The sequence below is a fragment of the Chitinophaga sp. 22620 genome, assembly GCF_052044405.1.
Classification (GTDB): Bacteria; Bacteroidota; Bacteroidia; order Chitinophagales; family Chitinophagaceae; genus Chitinophaga.
Map to the genome: position 1 here is coordinate 87,699 of NZ_JBQEMV010000002.1, position 20,389 is coordinate 108,087.

15 protein-coding genes are annotated in these 20,389 nt (G+C 54.4%); 3 read left to right on the plus strand and 12 right to left on the minus strand.

Annotated elements, in window-relative coordinates:
* Positions 1-452: 452 nt before the first annotated feature.
* The 7 genes from ACTJIK_RS09900 to dprA all read right to left on the minus strand — a co-directional run bounded on the left by ACTJIK_RS09900 (position 453) and on the right by dprA (position 11,218).
* Positions 453-1,214, minus strand: a complete 762-nt coding sequence (locus ACTJIK_RS09900; protein WP_440646209.1) for an SDR family NAD(P)-dependent oxidoreductase — start codon at positions 1,212-1,214, stop codon at positions 453-455.
* 9 nt (positions 1,215-1,223) lie between these two features.
* Positions 1,224-3,155 carry a gliding motility-associated C-terminal domain-containing protein gene (locus ACTJIK_RS09905; RefSeq protein WP_440646210.1) on the minus strand — a complete coding sequence of 644 codons (1,932 nt, stop codon included), beginning with the start codon at positions 3,153-3,155 and terminating at the stop codon, positions 1,224-1,226.
* Between the two features lie 240 nt (positions 3,156-3,395).
* Positions 3,396-5,972: a PKD domain-containing protein gene (locus ACTJIK_RS09910; protein WP_440646211.1), complete on the minus strand. Its 2,577-nt coding sequence runs from the start codon at positions 5,970-5,972 to the stop codon at positions 3,396-3,398.
* Between the two features lie 34 nt (positions 5,973-6,006).
* A complete protein-coding gene (locus ACTJIK_RS09915) occupies positions 6,007-6,810 on the minus strand; it encodes an alpha/beta fold hydrolase (protein ID WP_440646212.1) in 804 nt (267 codons plus the stop codon).
* Entirely contained in the window at positions 6,794-8,413 is a 1,620-nt protein-coding gene (gene lnt / locus ACTJIK_RS09920; protein ID WP_440646213.1) for an apolipoprotein N-acyltransferase, read from the minus strand. The genes ACTJIK_RS09915 and lnt overlap by 17 nt, the downstream gene beginning before the upstream one ends.
* A 138-nt stretch (positions 8,414-8,551) precedes the next feature.
* Positions 8,552-10,030 carry an IMP dehydrogenase gene (gene guaB / locus ACTJIK_RS09925; protein WP_440646214.1) on the minus strand — a complete coding sequence of 493 codons (1,479 nt, stop codon included), beginning with the start codon at positions 10,028-10,030 and terminating at the stop codon, positions 8,552-8,554.
* Between the two features lie 78 nt (positions 10,031-10,108).
* Positions 10,109-11,218 carry a DNA-processing protein DprA gene (gene dprA, locus ACTJIK_RS09930; protein WP_440646215.1) on the minus strand — a complete coding sequence of 370 codons (1,110 nt, stop codon included), beginning with the start codon at positions 11,216-11,218 and terminating at the stop codon, positions 10,109-10,111.
* Between the two features lie 89 nt (positions 11,219-11,307).
* Between dprA and ACTJIK_RS09935 the strand changes: the two genes are divergently transcribed.
* Positions 11,308-12,078: a 5'-nucleotidase, lipoprotein e(P4) family gene (locus tag ACTJIK_RS09935; protein ID WP_440646216.1), complete on the plus strand. Its 771-nt coding sequence runs from the start codon at positions 11,308-11,310 to the stop codon at positions 12,076-12,078.
* A gap of 38 nt (positions 12,079-12,116) precedes the next feature.
* On the opposite strand, the gene ACTJIK_RS09940 is transcribed toward ACTJIK_RS09935, so the two are convergent.
* From ACTJIK_RS09940 to pckA, 5 genes are all read right to left on the minus strand, one after another.
* On the minus strand, positions 12,117-12,578 hold the full coding sequence (locus tag ACTJIK_RS09940) for a hypothetical protein (protein WP_440646217.1): 462 nt from the start codon (positions 12,576-12,578) through the stop codon (positions 12,117-12,119).
* Positions 12,579-12,590: 12 nt separating this feature from the next.
* Positions 12,591-14,462 (minus strand): OmpA family protein, encoded by a 1,872-nt coding sequence (locus ACTJIK_RS09945; protein WP_440646218.1) that lies wholly within the window; start codon positions 14,460-14,462, stop codon positions 12,591-12,593.
* A 144-nt stretch (positions 14,463-14,606) separates the two neighbouring features.
* Entirely contained in the window at positions 14,607-15,227 is a 621-nt protein-coding gene (locus ACTJIK_RS09950; protein ID WP_440646219.1) for a 7-carboxy-7-deazaguanine synthase QueE, read from the minus strand.
* Between the two features lie 20 nt (positions 15,228-15,247).
* Positions 15,248-16,135, minus strand: a complete 888-nt coding sequence (locus tag ACTJIK_RS09955) for a bifunctional 5,10-methylenetetrahydrofolate dehydrogenase/5,10-methenyltetrahydrofolate cyclohydrolase (RefSeq protein ID WP_440646220.1) — start codon at positions 16,133-16,135, stop codon at positions 15,248-15,250.
* Between the two features lie 118 nt (positions 16,136-16,253).
* Entirely contained in the window at positions 16,254-17,855 is a 1,602-nt protein-coding gene (pckA, locus tag ACTJIK_RS09960; RefSeq protein ID WP_440646221.1) for a phosphoenolpyruvate carboxykinase (ATP), read from the minus strand.
* 316 nt (positions 17,856-18,171) lie between these two features.
* Between pckA and ACTJIK_RS09965 the strand changes: the two genes are divergently transcribed.
* Both ACTJIK_RS09965 and ACTJIK_RS09970 read left to right on the plus strand, forming a co-directional pair.
* A complete protein-coding gene (locus tag ACTJIK_RS09965; protein ID WP_440646222.1) occupies positions 18,172-19,464 on the plus strand; it encodes an aminopeptidase P N-terminal domain-containing protein in 1,293 nt (430 codons plus the stop codon).
* A 131-nt stretch (positions 19,465-19,595) separates the two neighbouring features.
* Positions 19,596-20,363: a CDP-alcohol phosphatidyltransferase family protein gene (locus ACTJIK_RS09970; RefSeq protein ID WP_440646223.1), complete on the plus strand. Its 768-nt coding sequence runs from the start codon at positions 19,596-19,598 to the stop codon at positions 20,361-20,363.
* The last annotated feature ends 26 nt before the right edge of the window (positions 20,364-20,389 follow it).

Consider the following 20,389-nt stretch of genomic DNA (forward strand, 5'->3'; position numbering starts at 1 on the left):
GGGAACAGATCGTTTCCGGCATAAAAAAGGCCTTCGGATAACGAAGGCCTTTTTTATGAAAAGCTTGATTTTCAGTTATAACCGAAAGAGTACTGTTCTTTACCCTTCCAGGTTTGACGCATGGCCCAGCGGCCATAATTGTTCCGACGTGAACTGTCGAAGTAGAAACTTAAGAATTCTTTCATTCTAGGATAGTACAGTCTCAGGACGTACATAGTAACAAATGTTAGCATAGGGATATGGTTATAGGATTATCAATAAGGTCGTCATTTCGTTTTACGCCCTTTTGGCGCAACTATCTCCTATCACTTCTTCTACTTCTGGTGGTATTTATAAGGCACCGGCCCCTGTGGGCCGCAACATGCTCCGCGACTGATCCGCGCTTATTTTTACATAGGATTTCAAATATAGATAATTATTATAACTTGTATCGTAACACTTATGTGTAATTTTCAACGGTGGATGTAATAAGCGTTCGCCTGAGCCGTTGGGGTCAGCACCAGGTCGTTGATACATACATGCGGAGGCAGCGAGCAGCAATAATATACCACATCCGCCACGTCTGCCGCGCTTAGCGGGGTGAAGCCCTTGTACACGTCTTTTGCCCTGCTTTCGTCGCCTTTAAAGCGCACCAGCGAAAATTCGGTTTCGGCCGCGCCGGGATGCACCGCCGTCACCTTGATGTTGTAGGGCAGCAGGTCTATGCGCATGCCTTGTGAAAGCGCGTCTACCGCGGCTTTGCTGGCACAGTACACATTGCCTTTGGCATACACGGTTTTGGCCGCAGTGGAGCCGATATTCACGATCTGGCCCTGTTGCCGTTCCTTCATCCAGGGAATCACCACCCGGGAAACGTACAGCAGGCCCTTCACATTCGTATCGATCATGGTGTCCCAGTCATCGGTATTCCCTTCGTCTATCGTGGAAAGGTCCAACGCGAGGCCGGCATTGTTCACCAGCACGTCGATCGTTTTCCAGCTGTCTTCCAGGGAGTTGAGCGAAGCTTTTACATCGTCGTTGCTCCGCACGTCAAAGGCCAGCGCCTTCACCTGTATGCCGAATTCTTTTTCCAGCTGCGATCTGAACGCTTCGAGCCTTTCCGCCCTGCGGCCGGTAATAACCAGGCGGTAACCTTCTGATGCGAACCTTCTTGCGCAGGCTTCTCCGAAACCGGCAGTGGCGCCGGTGATAAGGGCTGTTTTTCCAGTCTTCATATGTGCTGTTTATCGCAGTAAAGTTACCGTTCCTTTTTTGGAAATCCGCTGGCCGTGGAGGTCGACCCCTTCGAGTATCCACAGGTATGTGTCGATGGAGGCCGGCCGGCCTTTGTAGGATCCGTCCCAGCCATGGCGGAAATCCAGCGAATTGTACACCAGCTCGCCCCAGCGGTTGAATATCCTGAAGTAAAAATATTCTTTGATCCCCACCGGGATGAACCGGAAGAAATCGTTCGTGCCATCCCCGTTGGGAGAGAATGCATTGGGGATGTAGAACTCAGGGCCGGTGTAATATTTTACATTGATGGAATCGAAGCCGAAGCAGCCCTGCTGGTTGCTGACACGCAGCCGGAAGGTGATCTCGTTGTTCCAGGTGAGCAGCGGGTCGCGGATGTTGGGATCGTTCAGCCCGGTACCCGGGCTCCAGGCATAGGTTTCCCCGCCCGCACCCTGCAGGCGGAGCGTTTGCCCGCGCGCCAATATGGTATCGTTCCCGGCGAAGGGGTTCACTTCATACAGCCGCATGTTTTGCGTGATGGTGGCTTCGCAGCCCCGGTTGGTGCGCAGGAACAGGTTGACGGAATATACGCCTCCCGTTGGGAAACGGTAACTGGTGCTGACGGCATTACTGGTGTCCTGCGAAATATCCTCTACGCCAAAATCCCACTTCCTGTACACAATGCTGCCATAACGGTAACTGGAGGTGTCGGTGAAGAATACCGGGTTTTCCCTGCAAAGCCCGCTCAGCGTAAAGCCGGACCGCAGGCCGGGATAGTTATTGATACGCCCCGTCATGCTGTCTGTACACGGCAGCCCGGGATTTACAACGAGCTTAACGGTGTATATGCCGGTATCCGGAAACTGGTGGAAGAATACATCGCGGGTAAAGGTGGTCGTATCGGTGCCGTCGCTGAAGGTCCAGCGGTAGGACGAGGTGAAGCCCGCCACGCTGTTGTTGGTGATAGGCACGCTGAGCCCCAGGCTGTCGTTGCAATGGTTCAGCAGCACAGGCGTGGATGCGGTGATGCGTGTTTCACAATTGTACACGGTAATAAGCAGGTCTTTATGGTGCACGCCCAGCAATCGCCTGGTAGACCTGTCGTATTCCGAAACGCAAACGGATACCACGAACTTCCCCGAACGGTTGGGCACGCCGGTGATGAGGCCGTTGTTGTCTATGCTCATGACAGGACTGCCGCCCATTGGCGAGCCGCCGTGGTATGGCGGTATGTAGCTGACGGTGGTGGTGTATGGCGGCGGGCTCACAGCTTCATTCGTCCGGCTGTTGCCGCCTGCAAGCGCGCTGCAAAGGGAGTATGTGAGGCTGTCGCCATCGGGATCTGTGGCGCGGTAATTATACCGCAACGGAAGGCCGGAGCAGATCACCGGCGCCTCGTCTATCCCGAAATAAGCGCTGTTATTGCCAGGGCGGCTTTCAGCGCCGGGTATCCAGGTGTAAAAAGTAGAGCCTTCCCTTTCGGAATTGTAGATGTTGGTAATAGCTTCTCCGCGGCAGCAGCGCTGGTAAGAAACATAATAGCCGCCCTGTATCGGCGGCAGTTCTATGGTGTCGCTTCCGTAAAAGGCCACTTCCAGGTAAATGGTTTGCGGGGCAAGACAGGGGTTCTTCAACGTATCGCGGATGGGCCGTGTGAATTGTATCTCCATCAGGCGGGAAGGGCCCACGCGGTTGCCGGCCGAGTTGAAGATATTGATGGGAACCGGGTTCTCGAAATAATCAAGGCAACCCTGGCGGCTGCCGCAAACAAAATCACCGTCGCGGTATAATTTGAGAATGATGAGGTACCTGTAATTCCCGGTAGCCGTATTATACCCCACGGTCCGGTAATAGATCTCCCCGCCGATAATGTGGTATGCGTTCACTGTCCCGTAGAGCGAGCAGGCCAGAATGATAAGGAGGATAACAGATTTGCCCATGGGGTAAAGGCTTTCTTGTTACTCTGAATTTACGGAAAATAAAGGGCCTGCTGAAATATAAAAAGGGTGGAAATGAATATGAAAAAGATAATAAAGTGTAATGCTTTAGTTGTTAGAATAATCGTTTTTTGGGGCTGAAAATATTTGTCGGACGGGTGCTGGAACCGGGCCTTTTATGCCGCTCCAGCGGCGGGGAAACGGGTATTCGTACAGGCTTTTACGTTCCGGAGGAAGGGGATCTTACCGGATAAGCGTCACCGTTCCGCGTTTTTCCACCAGCTGTCCTTCAATATTAGTGCCTCCCACGATCCACACATAGGTGTCGGCGGCGGCGGGGTCGCCCTTTTTCCTGCCGTCCCAGCCTTTGAGATATTGAACGGAGTTGTAAACCTCTTCGCCCCAGCGGTTATATATCCTGAAGTACTCCATCTTGGTGAAACCTACCGGCATTGGCCGGAACACGTCATTCACCCCGTCGCCATTGGGCGTAAAGGCATTGGGGATATAGATCTCGGGGCCGGTCATGAAGCGGATGCTGATATCGTCTTCGCCTACGCAGCCTTCAGCGGTATATACTTTCACGCGATAGGTGATGTCGCGGTTATAGTTGGTAACGGGGTCGGGCACTGTGGTGCTGCTGAGGCCGTCTGCCGGCGACCAGCGGTATTGCACGCCGCCGCTGGCGTTGAGGCGGAAAGGTTGTCCTTTCAGCACGATGGTATCGTTGCCTGCAAAAGCCGGCACGGGCGGCACTACGGTGATGGTCCTCTCAGCAGTTACCGGTTTGGGACAGCCCAGTGTATCCGTTACCGTTACAACGTAAGTGGTGGTCTCTTTGGGCCATGCAATGGTAGCCGGTTTATTGGGGCTCGTGAGCGTTCCGGGAGGGGACCAGCTGTAGAATGCGCCGCCGCTGGCTTGCAGCAGCACCTTGTCGCCATAACAGATGGTACTGTCTATACCGGCGAAGGCGGCTGGCGGGTCCACCGTTCGGAAGAAAACGGAATCGCGGGAATTGCAGCTGCCAAGGTCCACCTGCACAAAATAAGCGCCTGTTCTCACAGGTGTTACGGTAACGGTGTTGGTCCGGCTGATGATCTGCCGCGTGTCTATATTCGTCCAGGTGAAACTGTAATCGCCGTCGGCTTCCGCTACAAGGTCCACCGGGTCGCCGGTGCAGAGCACGCTGTCCGCTGAAGTTTTTACATAGATCGTATCGCGCACGTCGATGGCTACACGTTTGGTGTTCACGCAGCCGGTGAGATCGGTGAAGGTAACGTTGTAAGCCGTGTCTTTTTTAGGTGAAACAACGGGGTCGGCAGTGTTCGCGCCGGTGATGTTGTAGAGGGGCGCCCAGCTGTAACTGCCTGCCATGGAGCTTTCCGCATGAAGCTGCAGCGGGTCTTTTATGCAGAGCAGCGTATCGCCCGTGGCGGTGAACGGCGGTTTGTCGTATATGTTGATGGTTCTTGTTACTTCTTTTTCGCAGCCCTTGGAGGTGCTCATGTAAAATTTGACGGTGTAGTTCCCGGGCGTGGTGTATTGCCAGGCGGGCGACTGATGGTTGGACGTGTCGTTGGTGAGCGCGGCGTCGCCGAAGTCCCATTTGAAATAATCGAAAACGCCGACGTCCGTGGTGGAGGTATTGGCGAATTGCGTGGGCTTGGTGGTGCAAAGCCCGTTAAAATCGAAGGACGGCGCCAGTACGGGATATACTTTTACAGTGGAAAACGCGCTGTCGCCGCAATTGCTGGCAGGGTCCACGGTGAGCTTTACAACGTAGGTGCCGGTATCTGCATAGGTATGCGGGAATGTAGCGAGGCTGTTGGTGGTATGGGTGTTCCCGTCACCGAAATCCCACACGTATGTTTTGTTAGGCGTACTGTTATTCACGAAGTTGATCACGTAGCCGTCGCAATCCGCGAACTTATCCGGCAGCGCCGCCACTACCTGCCGCACGCAGTTTTCCACAGTGAACTGGAATTCTTTTTTGTGCTCGCCGATGAACACTCCTTTGCGATATTCATGAACGGATACCGTAACGATGTAAAGCCCGCTTCTGGGCGCGGTACCGGAAATGACGCCGGTCTTCGGGTCGATGGTCGCTTTGTCTCCCAACGGTTGCGCCGCGGTGAAAGGGTCTTTATAGGAAACCGGGTCGAAAGGCGGTGCCGCGGACACTTCTGGCTTGGGAGAATTGCGGTCGCCGCCGGTGTAGGCGGTGGAAAAGGAATATACGAGCGAGTCGCCGTTCGGATCGGTGGCGGCGTAATCGTACCTGAACTTGCTATTGGCGCAAACGATGGTGCCTTTTTCGGAACTGAAACGGGGGCCGCTGTTGTTGTCGAAATTATTCTGCGCGCCGGGAATTTTGGTGAAATAGCTGCCTCCTACATTATTGTCGTCCGAAAAGATATTGGTGAGCTGGGTGCGGCGGCAGCAGCGCTGGAAAGTGGCGTAATAGCCGGTGGTATTGAATGGAAGGGTGACCTGGGTGGTGTAATAAGCGATCTGGTAACAAACGTACGGCGGGTTCACGATGCAGGGGTCTACATCTGTGGCGGTATATTTTTCCAGGTCATCGCGTGGGATGCGCTCCAGCACATCGAAATAATTACCGTTCCCGTCGTACACGGCGATGTTCACATCAGGATCGATCTGCGCGGTGGTAGCGTCGCAGCGTACAAAAAGTTTCAGCGTGATCCGGTAGGTATTGCCGCTGCCGGTGGCGCTAAGCCAGTTGTAATACATCTCTCCGCCGATGATATGATCAGCCCTAGCAGCCAGGGATACCAGGCCCAGGAAGGTTATAAGCAAAACTTTCCGCAAATGGCTTGAATCTACTTGTTTTTTAAACAGTCCGTTGGCAGAATTCGACAAACTGGTAAAGTATCAGGTTACTTTCCTCGTATACCTCGAGGTGCCCTGTGTGTCCAACCTGGTCTATGATATGAATGCTGGCAATGGCCGGCATGGTTACCTGCGGCATAATGTTGTCCAGGGGCACAGCCTGGTCTTCTTTCCCGATGAAGAACAGCACCGGCACTTTGATCTCTTTCAGCACAGCCGTACGGTCCGGTCTTTCCATCATCGCCTCGTAATAGGCGATCAGTGTTTCTTCTGGTATTTTAATGGCCTGTTGGATGAAATTGTCCACCCTCGCGCCCTGGTTGATCCTGAAGCTGGCGGCGAACATATTGGGCAGCAGCTGCCGCAGGAATTGTTCTGCGCCGTACTGGTTGAGCATGCGGATGGATTTCCTGCGGGCTTCTTTTTTCTCTTCACTGTCCGGCCTGGCGGTGGAGCTGAACAGGCCCAGGCCTTCCAGCAGGTGCGGGTATTTTTCGGCAAAGGCCAGCGCCACGTATCCTCCCATGCTATGCCCGATCACAGTAGCCTGGCTGATGCCTTCGGCGGTCATCATCCCGTAAATGAATTCTCCCATGCTGTCCATGGAAAGGGGATGGGTGATGGCAGACTTGCCGGTGCCCGGAAGGTCCGGCACCAGTACGCGGTAGTGCACCCTCAGGAAAGCGGTCTGGTGTTCCCAAACCGATTGATCTTCTCCGTAACCGTGAATGAGGATGACTGCTTTGCCTTCACCCTCTGCCCAGTAAGTGCCTTCCTGGCCTCCGTTGTTAAATGTTTTCCACATGTTGCCTGCGAATTACCCGTAATACAATGGTGTATGCTACCAGCAATATACAAAAGATAACGGGAGCCCTGGCGATGTAGCCGCTATATTTTACATAGAACGTCTGATGGTAGTAAGGTGTTACAGCATGCGCAATAACCGCCGGTTCCCAATATGGCTGAGGGTCTATCACTTCGCCCCTGGGCGTAATGAAGGCGGATATGCCGGTATTGGCGCTGCGGGCCACCCAGCGGCGGGTTTCTATAGCGCGGAGGCGGGCGTATTGCAGATGCTGGCGGTGCCCTTCAGTATTGCCCCACCAGCCGTCGTTGGTGCAGATTACCAGCAGGTTGGCGCCCTGCCGCACTTTTTCGGCTACAAAATCGCCATAAACGGATTCATAGCAGATGGCGGTGAAAATATTGCATTGCTCACCGGGGTTGAAGAACAGCGGTACTCCGGGCGTAAGGCCATAACTGCCTGAGATACCGCCCATATCGAGCGCCAGTTTTTTCATGAAGGGCAGGTACCGCATGTAGGGCGTGAGTTCCACGCCGGGCACCAGCTTGGCTTTATGGTATACCTGTATGTTCAGGGAAGTATCTATCTGTATGGAAGAATTGAACGCATCATAATAAATTTCCCCGTTCATGATACGCGCGGTGGAAGGCGCCTCGTCTGCATCCGGGTAGCGCCTGAACGTGGAAGCGCCCGTCACGATCTTTGCGCGGGGGTACTGGGCGAGGAACTGGCGGATGGCCACGATCTCCGGCTGGTCGTTCAGCAGATGCTCCCATGCACCTGAGGGAAACAGCGCTGTTTCGGGCCATATCACGAAGCTGGTAGTGCTGTCTATTTTTTGTTGGGTGAGGGCCAGAAGTTTGTGCAGCTGATCCATGGCGGCGCCTTCGCTGAATTTCTCGTCGTAAGGGTCTATGTTCGGCTGTACGATCACCACCTTCCTGGTATTCTCCGTCACGCCTGGCTTGTACATGCCCGTGAAAAAGGAGGCGGCCAGGGGCAAAATGAGCAACAGCAAAGGTTTCCAGCCTTCTTTCCAGAGAAAGAACCATCCCGGCTCATGCTGGCCGCGGCGCCAGGCCTGGTAAACAAGGATGTTCATCAGCAACACCCACAGGGAACCGCCCGCGGTGCCGGTGTATTCGTACCACTGCACCCATCCCGGCCGCATGGCGAAAGCATTGCCCAGCGTGAGCCAGGGCCAGCTCAGTTCCCATTGCTGGTGGATGTATTCAAACGTGAGCCAGTAAACGATCAGCGCGAAATACCCGGTGATGCGGCCTGTTCTTGCAAGGGTGCTCTTATAAGCCAGCCAGGGGATGCTCATCAGCAGGGCGTTGAATGCATTGGCGAAGATGCCGCTGGCAGGAACAGTGGTGTTGCCTACCCACCAGGTGCTGCCGGTGTTCCATATCCAGAATGCGAGGAATACCAGCCCGAAATACGCGCGTCCGTCTTTTACCCGGTCCGTAATAGCCAGCAGCGGCACAAGGCCGATAAAAACAAGAAAGGTCAGCGGCGAGGTAGGCCAGCCGGCCCACATGAGTAGCCCTGCTAAAATACTGAGCAGCAGGGGAAAGCGTTTTCGCAGGAATGCATTCATCTTTCAAATGTAAAAAGGAAAAATGTAAATACCGGCAGCTGCGGCAAACCTAACGGAAATGTAAACACGGGGTGGATGTATGAAAAAAGGGCGCACGGTTTCCCGTAACGCCCTTATATGCCAGTTATTTTTTTCAGTTTATCTGCTGTAGTTCGGCGCTTCCTTGGTGATCACCACGTCATGCGGGTGGTTCTCTTTCACGGTAGCGGAAGTGATCTTCACGAACTGCGCATCCTGCAGGGCCTTGATGTCTTTGGCGCCCACATAACCCATACCTGCGCGGAGGCCGCCTACAAACTGCTGCACCACTTCTGCCAGCGTGCCTTTGTAAGGCACGCGGCCTACGATGCCTTCCGGAACCAGCTTTTTGATATCAGCTTCAACGTCCTGGAAATAGCGGTCTTTGCTGCCTTCGGCCATCGCTTCGATGGAGCCCATGCCGCGGTATGATTTGAATTTACGGCCTTCGTAAATGATGGTCTCCCCGGGGCTTTCTTCGACACCGGCAAAGATGGAACCGGCCATGATGGTGGATGCGCCGGCTGCGAGGGCTTTCACCATATCGCCGGTGTAACGGATACCGCCGTCGGCGATCACCGGGATGCCTGATTTTTTCAGGGCCTGGGCCGCGTCGAGGATGGCGGATAACTGCGGGAAACCTGCGCCGGTCACCACACGGGTGGTACAGATGGAGCCTGGGCCCACGCCTATTTTCACCGCGTCTGCGCCTGCGGCTGCGAGCGCCAGCGCGCCTTCTGCCGTGGCTACGTTGCCGCCAATCACCTGGAGTTTCGGGAATGATTTTTTCAGTTTTTTGAGCGCTTCCAGTACGTAGATGGAATGGCCATGCGCACTGTCAAGCGTTACAACGTCTACGCCCACGTGCAGCAATGCGGCTGCACGGTCCTGCAGGTCCGGCGTAATACCGAGGGCGGCGCCAACCAGCAGCCTGCCGTAATTGTCTTTGGCGGCGTTGGGGAAGCTGGTGAGCTGGATGATATCGCGGTAGGTGATAAGCCCTACGAGCTTGCCTTGTTTATTTACCACCGGCAGCTTCTCGATGCGGTGCTGCTGGAGGATCTTCTCTGCTTTTTTCAGGTCGGTGTTCTCGGGGGCGGTCACCAGGTTGTCTTTGGTCATCACTTCGCTGATCAGCCTTTTGGTATTGGCTTTTTCGAAGCGGAGGTCGCGGTTGGTGAGGATGCCGATGAGTTTTTTATCGCCGTCTACGATGGGGATACCGCCGATGCCGTTTTCCTTCATCATGCGGAGGGCCTGGCCCACGGTGGAGTCTGCGCTGAGAGTAAGCGGGTCGAGGATCATGCCGCTTTCGCTGCGTTTCACTTTTCTCACCAGTTCAGCCTGTTTCTCTACGCTCATGTTCTTATGCAGGATGCCGATACCGCCTTCACGCGCCAGGGCAATGGCAAGCGTGGCTTCGGTAACAGTGTCCATCGCGGCAGATACCATGGGAATGTTGATCCGTATGTTCCTGGTGAGTTGGGTGGAGATGTTTACTTCTCTGGGCAGTACTTCTGAATAAGCTGGCACGAGTAAAACATCGTCGAAGGTGAGACCGTCAGCTACAAATTTCTGTTTGGATTTTCCCGCAGGCATATTGCAATTATTTTGGTAGTTTCTTAAATAATTGCACGCAAATGTACGACTTTTCCCCGTATTCCAATCAGGCCTTATTCATGTACTGATTAATTGATATGTATGCCCCGGCAATGCCCGCACCAGCCCGAGCATTTCCAGCTGCATCAGTTCCGCTGCCATGGCGCTTCGTGCAATACCGCTGTGGTACTGCAATTCGTCTATATCCAGCTGGGGATGCGCGGATAATATATCCAGGATGCCCTGCTGGGAAGGCGCCAGGGAATGGAACAACCTGCTTTGCACCACAGGTTTTGCGGCAGGAGCGGCGGGCCGCCAGTCCAGCATGCGCAGCACATCTTCCGGACTGGTCACCAGGGCCGCTTTGTTTTGTTTCACCAGGTCGAGGCAGCCGGCCGAGCAGCTATCGCCAACACGGCCGGGAATGGCCAGCACATCGCGGTTGTAGCTGCCCGCTATATCAGCTGTGATGAGCGAGCCGCCGGTGCTGCCGCTTTCCACTACCAGCAGCGCGTCGCAAAGCCCCGCCACGATGCGGTTGCGCCGGGGAAAGTTTTGCCGGTTCAGCTCGGCACCGCTGCTGAAGTCGGACAGCAATCCGCCCGTTTCCAGCATCTGTGCCGCAATCCGGGCATGTGCCGCAGGGTACAGCCGGTTCAGCCCGTGCGCCAGTACGCCGATGGTAGGCAGCCCGTTCCCGATCGCGGCCTGGTGCGCGGTAATGTCAATGCCGTAGGCCATGCCGCTCACAATGGTAATGCCATGCGGCGCAAACGCCTGTATGAACTCCCGGCAAATATCGCTACCGTATGCTGTTGGCCGCCGCGTGCCTACAATACCAAGCACTTTTTCGGGCTGAAGGCTGCCCTTGCCTTTATAATACAACAGCACCGGGCTGTCATAACAATGTTTCAACCTGGCCGGATAATCTTCATCCGTAAAAAATACAGGCCTGATGTGATGCCGCTGCAAAAAACGCGCTTCCGCCTCCACACGGTAAAAATCACGGAAATTTTTAATCGCTGCCGCTTTAACGGCGCCGATGCCGGCAACGCTTTCCAGCTCGCGCCTGCGCGCCTGGAAGATCGCGGTAGCTGAACCAAAAATTTCCAGTAGTTTTTTCGCCGCCACATCTCCCACAAGAGGCAAAAATGTAAGCGCAATACGGTAGTGAAGCTCTTCGCGCATGGGTTAACAATTTTCTCTAATTTACACCAAATTACCCGGTCTTTTTTCAAATCCACCCATTCATTTTATCCACACAGAAAACATCGTATATGCGTTATAGTTACCTGCTTATCGTATCGGCATTTTTCGCCTGCAAAACCCCGCAACCGCTGGCCATTGCACAGCCCGCGATCGGAGGCCCCGCCTGGGCCGCCCTCTGGCAGCAGCGTGCGGCGGAGTATAAGGCCTTATGCCTGCAAGCCTACCGGATGGCAGGCGAACGGGTGGAAGTAATGAGCCACCAGCAAACACTGCGGCCCCGCGCCATTGTGACGGACATCGATGAAACGGTGCTGGACAACAGTCCATACACCGCCAAAACAACCCTTGAAGGAAAAACCTGGAGCCAGAGCACCTGGGAAGAATGGACCGCCAAAGCCGCCTGCGACACAGTGCCCGGCGCGCCTTCTTTCTTTAAATATGCCGCGGAAAAAGGTTTCACCATCTATTACGTCACCAACCGCCTGGAAAGCGAACGAGCAGCCACGCTGAAAAATTTGCAGCGCTATAATTTTCCTTTTGCAGACAACGAGCACCTCATACTCTCGTCCGGCAATTCAAATAAGGAAGAACGCCGCGACGCGATCGCAAGGAAATATGAGATCGCTATGCTGGTGGGCGATAACCTTGGCGACTTCGCGGAAGACTTCTATAAAAAAACACCGGCAGAGCGGAATGCCGCCGTAGAACGGCTGTACGACCAGTTCGGCGCGCGTTTCATCATGTTGCCCAACGCGATGTACGGTGACTGGCTCAGCGCGCTGGTGCCCAAAGGCGCGAATGCGGATAGTGCTTTGCGAAGCGCAATAAGAACGGAATAAAAAAAGCGCCCGCTTCCGGGGCGCTTTTCATTTATAGGTTATTCTTCCAGCAACCCGAACTGTGTGAGGTGATGCCGGAAATGTTTTTGATGGAACCGCAACCAGCCTTCGTAATCCAGCGGCCCGAATACCGGGTGCGTGGAAGTACGGCCGGGAGAAGTGGTGTACACGTGGTGGAAATGCGCCAGGCCCTCATGCAGCGACCGTATCGCGCTATCGAGATCAGGATGCGTAAGGGTTGTATTCCTGAATGCCGGGTTTTCGATCATTTTTTGCAGCGGCTTGTCTGTTTCCAGCCAGCGGAGCAGCTTTGGAAGCATTTCTTCCGGCGAGACCACCGCCAGTTCATGATCACCTGCGGAGTGGCGCACGATACCGTCCAGGTGTTCGACCATCTGCTGTGCATGCATGCTGCCCCATTTCGGCGGCGTACCGGGCTGCAATTCTTCGAGGATGGCGGCCAGTGTGGCGGGTTGAGACAAAGGGAATAACGCGATCATGCCGGCAATTTATTACAAACTGATCACTTTCAGCTCGGTGCGCCTGTTTTGCGCGCGGCCTGTTTCGGTATCGTTGCTGTCTATCGTCTTGCTTTCGCCATATCCTTTTGCTTTCAGGCGTTCGGGCTGAATGCCATGCTGAACAAGGTATTCCACTACAGACTTGGCGCGGTTCTCAGACAGCTGCTGGTTGGCTGCGTCGCTGCCCACGTTATCCGTATGGCCGCTGATCTCCGCAACCATCGTCGGGTTTTCTTTCAGCAGGGCCACCAGTTTATCCAGCTCGGTGGCCGAAGCAGGGTCCAGCGTGAATTGGTTGGAAGGGAAGAAAATATTCCGCAACACGGCCACTGCATTAGGCTCCAGCGGTGTCAGCGGGATGTTTTTCTCGAAGGGCTGGCCTGTGTTTGCTTCTTTCAGCGAGAAATTGTCGGAATAAAAAAGATACCCCTTGCGGTTCACTGAAAATGCATAGTCTTTACCGGTAGGCAGCGGCACGAGGTAATCGCCGTTGTCGTTGCTGCGGATGGTGGCAACGGTGAGCTTGGTGGCAAGATCGATGAGGTCGAGGCTGGCTTTGAGGCGGGCATTGGTTTTGGCGTCGTACACATAACCTTTGAGGTAAAGTGTGGGCATGGGCCGCGCGCTTTCGTAGAGCTCAAAGCTGTAAATATCCAGCGAGCCTTTGGAATCCGAACGGTCTGAAGCATAATACGCCGTTTTGCCGTCGGCCGCAACGGTCAGGCTGCCTTCCTCTTCGATGGTATTGATAGGGTAACCCAGGTTTACCGCGGGGCCCCAGCCGCCGTCAGCCTGTTTGCGCGAGTAGAATATATCCAGCCCGCCAAACCCGGGATGCCCGTCTGACGCGAAGAACAGCGTCTGCCCGTCCGCATGCAGGAAAGGCGTTGTTTCGCGCCCGCGGGTATTGATCTGCGGGCCGAGCCTTTCGGCCGGGCTCCATTGCCCTGCGGCATTGCGCACGCTCACAAAAATGTCCGCTCCCGCATCATGCGTTTCCCGGGTGAAATAAAGCGTTTGTTTATCGGGCGAGAGGCATGGCTGGGATTCCCAGGACTCTGTATTGATGGCGGGGCCGATATTCTTCGGCGGCTGCCAGCCTTCGGGCGTTTTAATGGAATAATAGATGTCGCAGCTGCCGCGGCCGTTCGGGAAGTCGCAACCGGTGAACACGAGCATTTCCCCATCCTGCGAAATATTCTGTGCGCCTTCGTTGAAAGCGGTGTTCACAGGTTCGCCCATATCGCGGCTGGCCTGCCATTGCAGGCTGTCGCGGTCCGAAATAAAAAAATCCTCGTTGCGGCCGCGTACACGTCGGGTATATACGAGGGTTTTACCATCTATGGTGGGCGAGGGGAAATATTCAGGGTCGGGGGAATTGATCCGGTCCCCGAGGTTCTGCGGCTGGAAAGGCACGGGCTGGGTGGTGACGGCGAATTCCATATTCTTCTTCAGCTGCTGGGCTTTGGGAGAGGGATTCTTCGCGGTCTGCATATAATCCGTGAGCGTGGCCAGCGCTTCTTTGAACTGGCCGTTGCCTGCCAGCGCGCGGGCGTAGGAGGGGCGTATGGAACGAAACCCGTTGGAATCCAGCTTTTCCAGCTGCGCAAAGGCTTCCAGCGCGGCGGGATATTGTTTCATGGCAATATAGGTAAGGCCCAGCTGACCGTAAGCATCAGGAAAGGTGGGACTTTCTTTGATCGCTTCTTTGAGGAGCCTGACAGCGTCGTTGTATTGGTAGATCCGCATGGCGTCCATGCTTTGCTCGAACAGGGCCATTGCTTTTTTTTCGGCCTTGCCGGTCTTTTGCGCCATCAGCGGCAGGCTGGCCAGGCAGCAGAGGAGTAACAGGAGTTTCTTCATAGTTGTTGCTAAATAACGAAAAAAGGAGGGTATTTATGATAAGCAGCTTATCTTCTTCATCCATGTTACGGTTGTTGAAGTGTGCGACGCAACGGCGGCCGGGAAGGGGAGAGCTGCCGGCTGCCTTATCTTCCGGGCTTTTAATCAGGGAACGTTGATGTACTTGTGTATCTGCAGCGATATCTGCCACTGCGGGTTATCTTTCACATAGTCAACGATCAGCGGCGTCATTTCCGCGGCGCGGCTCCATTCGGGCTGGAGGTACAGCCTGCATTGTTTATTCATAAGGGCAGCGTATTTCTCCGCCCAGGCAAAGTCGGACTTATTGTAGATAATGATCTTCAGTTCATGCGCTTGCCTGCAAACCTCGTCCAGCGGGGCTTTGAACTTCTTGGGGGAAAGCGTGATCCAGTCCCAGCTGCCGCTTATCGGCGAAGAGCCGGATGTTTCGATATGATTGCGGAAACCTGCTTTGTGCAAGGCTTTGGTAAGCGCGTCGAGGTTATGCATGAGCGGCTCGCCGCCGGTGATAACGGCTATACGGCCGGGATTGGCGGATGCTTCATGGACGAGCGTCGAAATTTCCACCTGCGGATGTTTGTCCGCATCCCAGCTCTCTTTCACGTCGCACCATACGCAGCCCACATCGCAGCCGCCGAGGCGGATGAAATACGCGGCTTTCCCCTGGTGAAATCCTTCACCCTGGAGGGTGTAGAAAGATTCCATCACGGGCAGCGCTGCTGTTTGTATGATGGTGGACTGCATAATGCAAAGGTAGCTTAAAATCAGTTCTGGTTGCCTTTCTGGCCAATGGCGGCGTGATAGGTGTTCTTCAGCAATGCCGCGATGGTCATGGGGCCTACGCCGCCGGGAACCGGTGTGATGAAGCTGCATTTGGGCGCTACTTCAGCGTAGTTCACATCTCCGACCAGGCGGAAACCGCTCTTTTTGCTGTCATCCGGCACGCGGTTGATACCCACGTCTATCACTACTGCGCCTTCTTTCACCATATCGCCGGTCACGAAATCGGGGCGGCCGATGGCTGCCACTACAATATCCGCCTGCAGGCAAAGTTCCTTCAGGTTGTGCGTATGGCTGTGGCAGAGGGTTACGGTGCAGTTGCCGGGATTGGCGTTGCGGCTCAGCAGGATGCTCACGGGTGTGCCTACAATGTGGCTGCGGCCGATCACGACGGCGTGTTTGCCTTTGGTGTCGATGTTATAATGTTCCAGCATCAGCATGATGCCGAAAGGAGTGGCAGGTATGAATGTGGGAAGGCCGGCCACCATTTTGCCCACGTTCATGGGGTGGAAACCGTCCACGTCCTTGCTCGGGTCTATGGTATTGATCACCAGCTCTTCGTTGATGTGCTTCGGCAGGGGAAGCTGCACCAGGATGCCGTCTATATCCACATTTTCGTTGAGCATGTTGATATGGTCCAGCAGGTGTTTTTCTGAAATGGTATCCTCGAAGCGGAGAAGGGTGGAATTGTAGCCGATCTCTGCGCAGGATTTCACCTTAGACGCAACATAGGTTTCGCTTGCGCCGTTGTTGCCCACCAGGATGGCGGCCAGATGGGGCACTTTTTTGCCCTGGGCTTTCAATTCAGCCGTTTTAACGGCCAATTGATCTTTAATTGCCTGTGAAGTGAGTTTGCCGTCTAAAATTTGCATGCGCAAAGGTAATGAAAAATGACGGACAAATGGAAAGGGACTGCCCTAGCCCGGGCAGTCCCTTTAAACTTGATTGGTAAATGAACGTAGGAATCTAAAAAGGAATTAATAAAGGCAATTAAACTTTCGGCGCGGCTTCCAGGATCTCCGGATCGGCTTTGCCGGCATATTTTTCGAAATTCTTTACAAATTGTGCCGCGAGGTCTGCAGCTTGTTTGTCGTATGCCCCGCCGTCTGCCCAGGTGTTGCGCGGGTCCAGTATTTCCGCGGGTACGCCGGGCACTGCTTCAGGGATGGCTACGCCGAACACTTCGTGGATCTTATAAGCAACTTTGTCCAGCTCGCCTTTCAGCGCGGCGGAGATCATGGCGCGGGTAAAGCTCAGCTTGATGCGGTTGCCGGTGCCGTAAGGCCCGCCCGTCCAGCCGGTGTTGATCAGCCATACGTTCACGTTGTGCCTGCGCATTTTTTCACCGAGCATCTGCGCGTAACGGGCAGGGTGCAGGGGAAGGAAAGGGGCGCCGAAACATGCGCTGAACGTGGATTTCGGTTCGGTGACGCCAGCTTCCGTTCCGGCTACTTTTGCGGTATAGCCAGAGATGAACTGGTACATGGCCTGCCCGGGCGTAAGCTTTGAAACAGGCGGTAGTACGCCATAGGCATCGCAGGTGAGGAAGAAGAGGTTTTTCGGCGTAACGCCTACTGACGGCTCTTTGGCGTTGTTGATGTAGTGCAGGGGATAAGATACGCGGGTGTTTTCCGTGATCTTTTTATCTGCATAGTTCACCGTATTGGTGCCGGGGAAGAAGCCGGTGTTTTCCAGCAGCGCACCATCGCGGATGGCATGGAAGATGGCCGGTTCTTTTTCCTCGCTGAGGTCGATGGTTTTTGCATAGCAGCCGCCTTCGAAATTGAAGATGGAAGAGGGCGTCCAGCCGTGCTCGTCATCGCCGATGAGCTTGCGGTCGGGATCTGCGCTGAGCGTGGTTTTGCCGGTGCCGCTGAGGCCGAAGAACACAGCGGTGTCCCCGTTTTTGCCTTCATTGGCGGAGCAGTGCATGCTCAGTACGCCTTTGGTGTGCGGCAGCAGGTAGTTCAGGATGGTGAACACGCCTTTTTTGATCTCGCCGGTGTAGGCTGAGCCGCCGATGATGATCATTTTTCTGGTGAAGCTCACCACTGCGAAGTTGTGCTGGCGGGTACCATCCGCCGCAGGGTCCGCATGCAGGCCGGGCGCCTGTATCACGGTCCAGTCGGGTTCATAGCTTTCCAGTTCTTCTTCCGCGGGGCGGATGAACATGTTGTAGGCGAACAGGCTGGCCCAGGGCGTTTCCGTGATCACACGGATGTTCAGGCGGTACTCAGGATCTGCGCAGGCCTGGCAATCCCTTACCCAAACGGGTTTGCCGCTGAAGTAACGGGTGATCTTCCGATAAAGCCTGTCAAAATTTTCGGGGGCGAACGGCAGGTTGAAGTCGTTCCAATTCACGGTATCAGCGGTGATACTGTCTTTTACGATGAATTTGTCTTTGGGAGAACGGCCGGTGAACTCTCCGGTGTTGACCACCAGGGCTCCGGTATCGCTCAGGCAGCCCTGCTTCAGTACAAGGGTCTGCGCTGCCAGATCATCCGGGGAGAGTTGGTAATGTAGGTTGGCTATGTTCTCTATGCCCAATTCCCGCAATTCCCTGAGTGTATCTCTAACACTGCTGATTTGCATAAAGAAAGATTGTTTTGGTGTATTGGCAAAACTAGGACTTTTTTGATACTATCAAATTTTATGGGTGTTACAACCTTTAAATTTATAGGAATTTCTATTTTTGCCCTATCATTTTTAGAAATTATTTAATTGCATCGATTCCAATTTGCCGGAAAATCAAAGGAACTCGTGAATAATTATTTGTTAATACAGCACCGGTTTGGGGTAATGCAGTATAACTTTTGTGTTACTGTCCCCTGCTGTGCTGCAAAGCGCTTGTTTTTGCGGGTTCCTGATTTTCCGGTAAGTTTGATCCTCCAAGACAAAAAAATCATCAATGAAGTACCTGCCACTCGATCAGAAGATCTTTATCAAAAACCGGGCACGGTTTACCGCGAAAATGCAACCGGATTCCATTGCCATTTTTAATTCCAACGACGAACTGCCCACCAATGGCGACGCACTTCATCCTTTCCGTCAGAATGCCGACCTGTACTGGCTTACCGGGATAGACCAGGAAGATACCATGCTGGTGCTCTATCCGGACAACCCGGATCCCAAATACCGCGAAGTGCTCGTACTGGTGCGCCCCAACGAGCTGAAGGAAAAATGGGACGGCCACCGCTTCCGCCGCGAAGAAGCACAGGCAGTTTCAGGCATCGAGACCATCGTATGGCTGGACAGCCTGGATGCGCTCCTTCAGCCCTGGATACACGAAGCAGCCAATATTTACCTGAACAGCAATGAAAATAACCGCAAAGCCAACCTGGTGCCCGTGCGAGATTACCGCTACGCCCAGGAGCTGCGCAGCCGTTACCCGCTTCACAACTTCCTCCGCTCCGCCCGCATCCTCAAAGAACTGCGCGCAGTAAAAACGGAGGAAGAAATAGCAGTGATGCAAACAGCTATCGACATCACCGAAAAAACTTTCCGCCGCCTGCTGCAGTTCATCAAACCCGGCGTATTCGAGCATGAGATCCACGCCGAAATACTGCACGAGTTCCTTCGCAACCGCGCTACCGGAGAGGCTTACGGCTCCATCATCGCCTCGGGCGACAGGGCGCGCACCCTCCACTATGTTAGCAACAACCAGGAGTGTAAAGACGGCGAGCTGATCCTGATGGACTTCGGCGCTGCCTACGGCGGATACAATGCAGACCTTACCCGTACCGTGCCGGTGAACGGCAAATTCACCCCGCGCCAGCGCGACGTGTACAATGCCTGCCTGCACCTGCACAACTACGCCAGATCCATCCTCAAACCAGGCATCACCATCAGTAAATACCATGAAATGGTAGGGGTTGAAGCGGGGAAAGAATTCGTCAAACTGGGGCTGCTGACGGACGCGGACATTAAGAACCAGGACCCTGAGTCGCCCGCTTACCGCAAATATCTCTATCACGGCATTTCCCATCACCTGGGCGTGGATGTGCACGACCTCGGCCCTTCTTTCTTTCAGCCTGTCCCTGACGGGGCAGTGCTCACCGTGGAGCCGGGCATTTACATCGAAGAAGAAAAAATGGGCATCCGCATAGAGAACAACATTTGGGTGAAATCCGGCGGCAACGTGGACCTGATGAAGAACATCCCCATCACGGCAGATGAAATTGAAGCCCTGATGAAGAAATAATTTTCGCTGAACGAATGATACCGGGCCGGCCAAAGAGTATAACACTTCCTGGCCGGCCTTTTTTGCAACGCTTCGGGGGAAGATCGCCGGGAAAAATGTATAACTTGCCTCCGCTGAAGAAAATCCGATCAATGAAACAGATTCCCAATATCCTTACACTTTCCAATCTTTTTTGCGGTGCGCTGGCCCTCATTTTTATTTTGCATGCGCCGGAATACATCGCGGAGTTCAACGGCTCCACGTACACCGTCACCAATCCCGAGCCTATATATTGGGCTTCCGGCCTGGTGGTGCTGGCCGGCATCATCGATTTTTTTGACGGATTTGTGGCCCGTTTGCTGAAAGTGGCTTCCCCGCTGGGCCGGGAGCTGGATTCGCTGGCAGACGTGGTGACGTTCGGCGTAGTGCCGGGCATGATCCTTTTCCGGCTGCTGCGCAGCGCCTACCTGCAAACCCCCGACGTGTTCGACGTTTCTTACTTCAACCTGGCCCCGGCCTTGCTGGTGCCCTGTTTCGCCGCATACCGCCTTGCCGTGTTCAACCTGGACACCCGGCAGAGCGAACATTTCATTGGGGTGCCCACCCCGGCGGTAGGCTTCCTGGTGGCTTCATTCCCGCTCATCGTGCTCTACAACCCGTTTAATCTCGCGCCTTTGTTCGGGAACGTCTGGATACTGTACGCCATCATCGCTGTGCTGTGTTACCTGATGGTGAGCTCCCATCCCATGATCAGCCTGAAGTTCAAGAACTTTTCGGTGAAAGACAACTGGCCCCGTTTCCTGCTGGCGCTGCTTACCGTTGCCAGCATTCCCGTGCTGAAGTATGCCGCCGTGCCATTTGTGTTCATCGTATACGTGGGGCTCTCCCTGGTTGTGCCTCCAAAGGCCAGCCATGGCTGATCTTCGAAATTGGTAAACCGGAATTC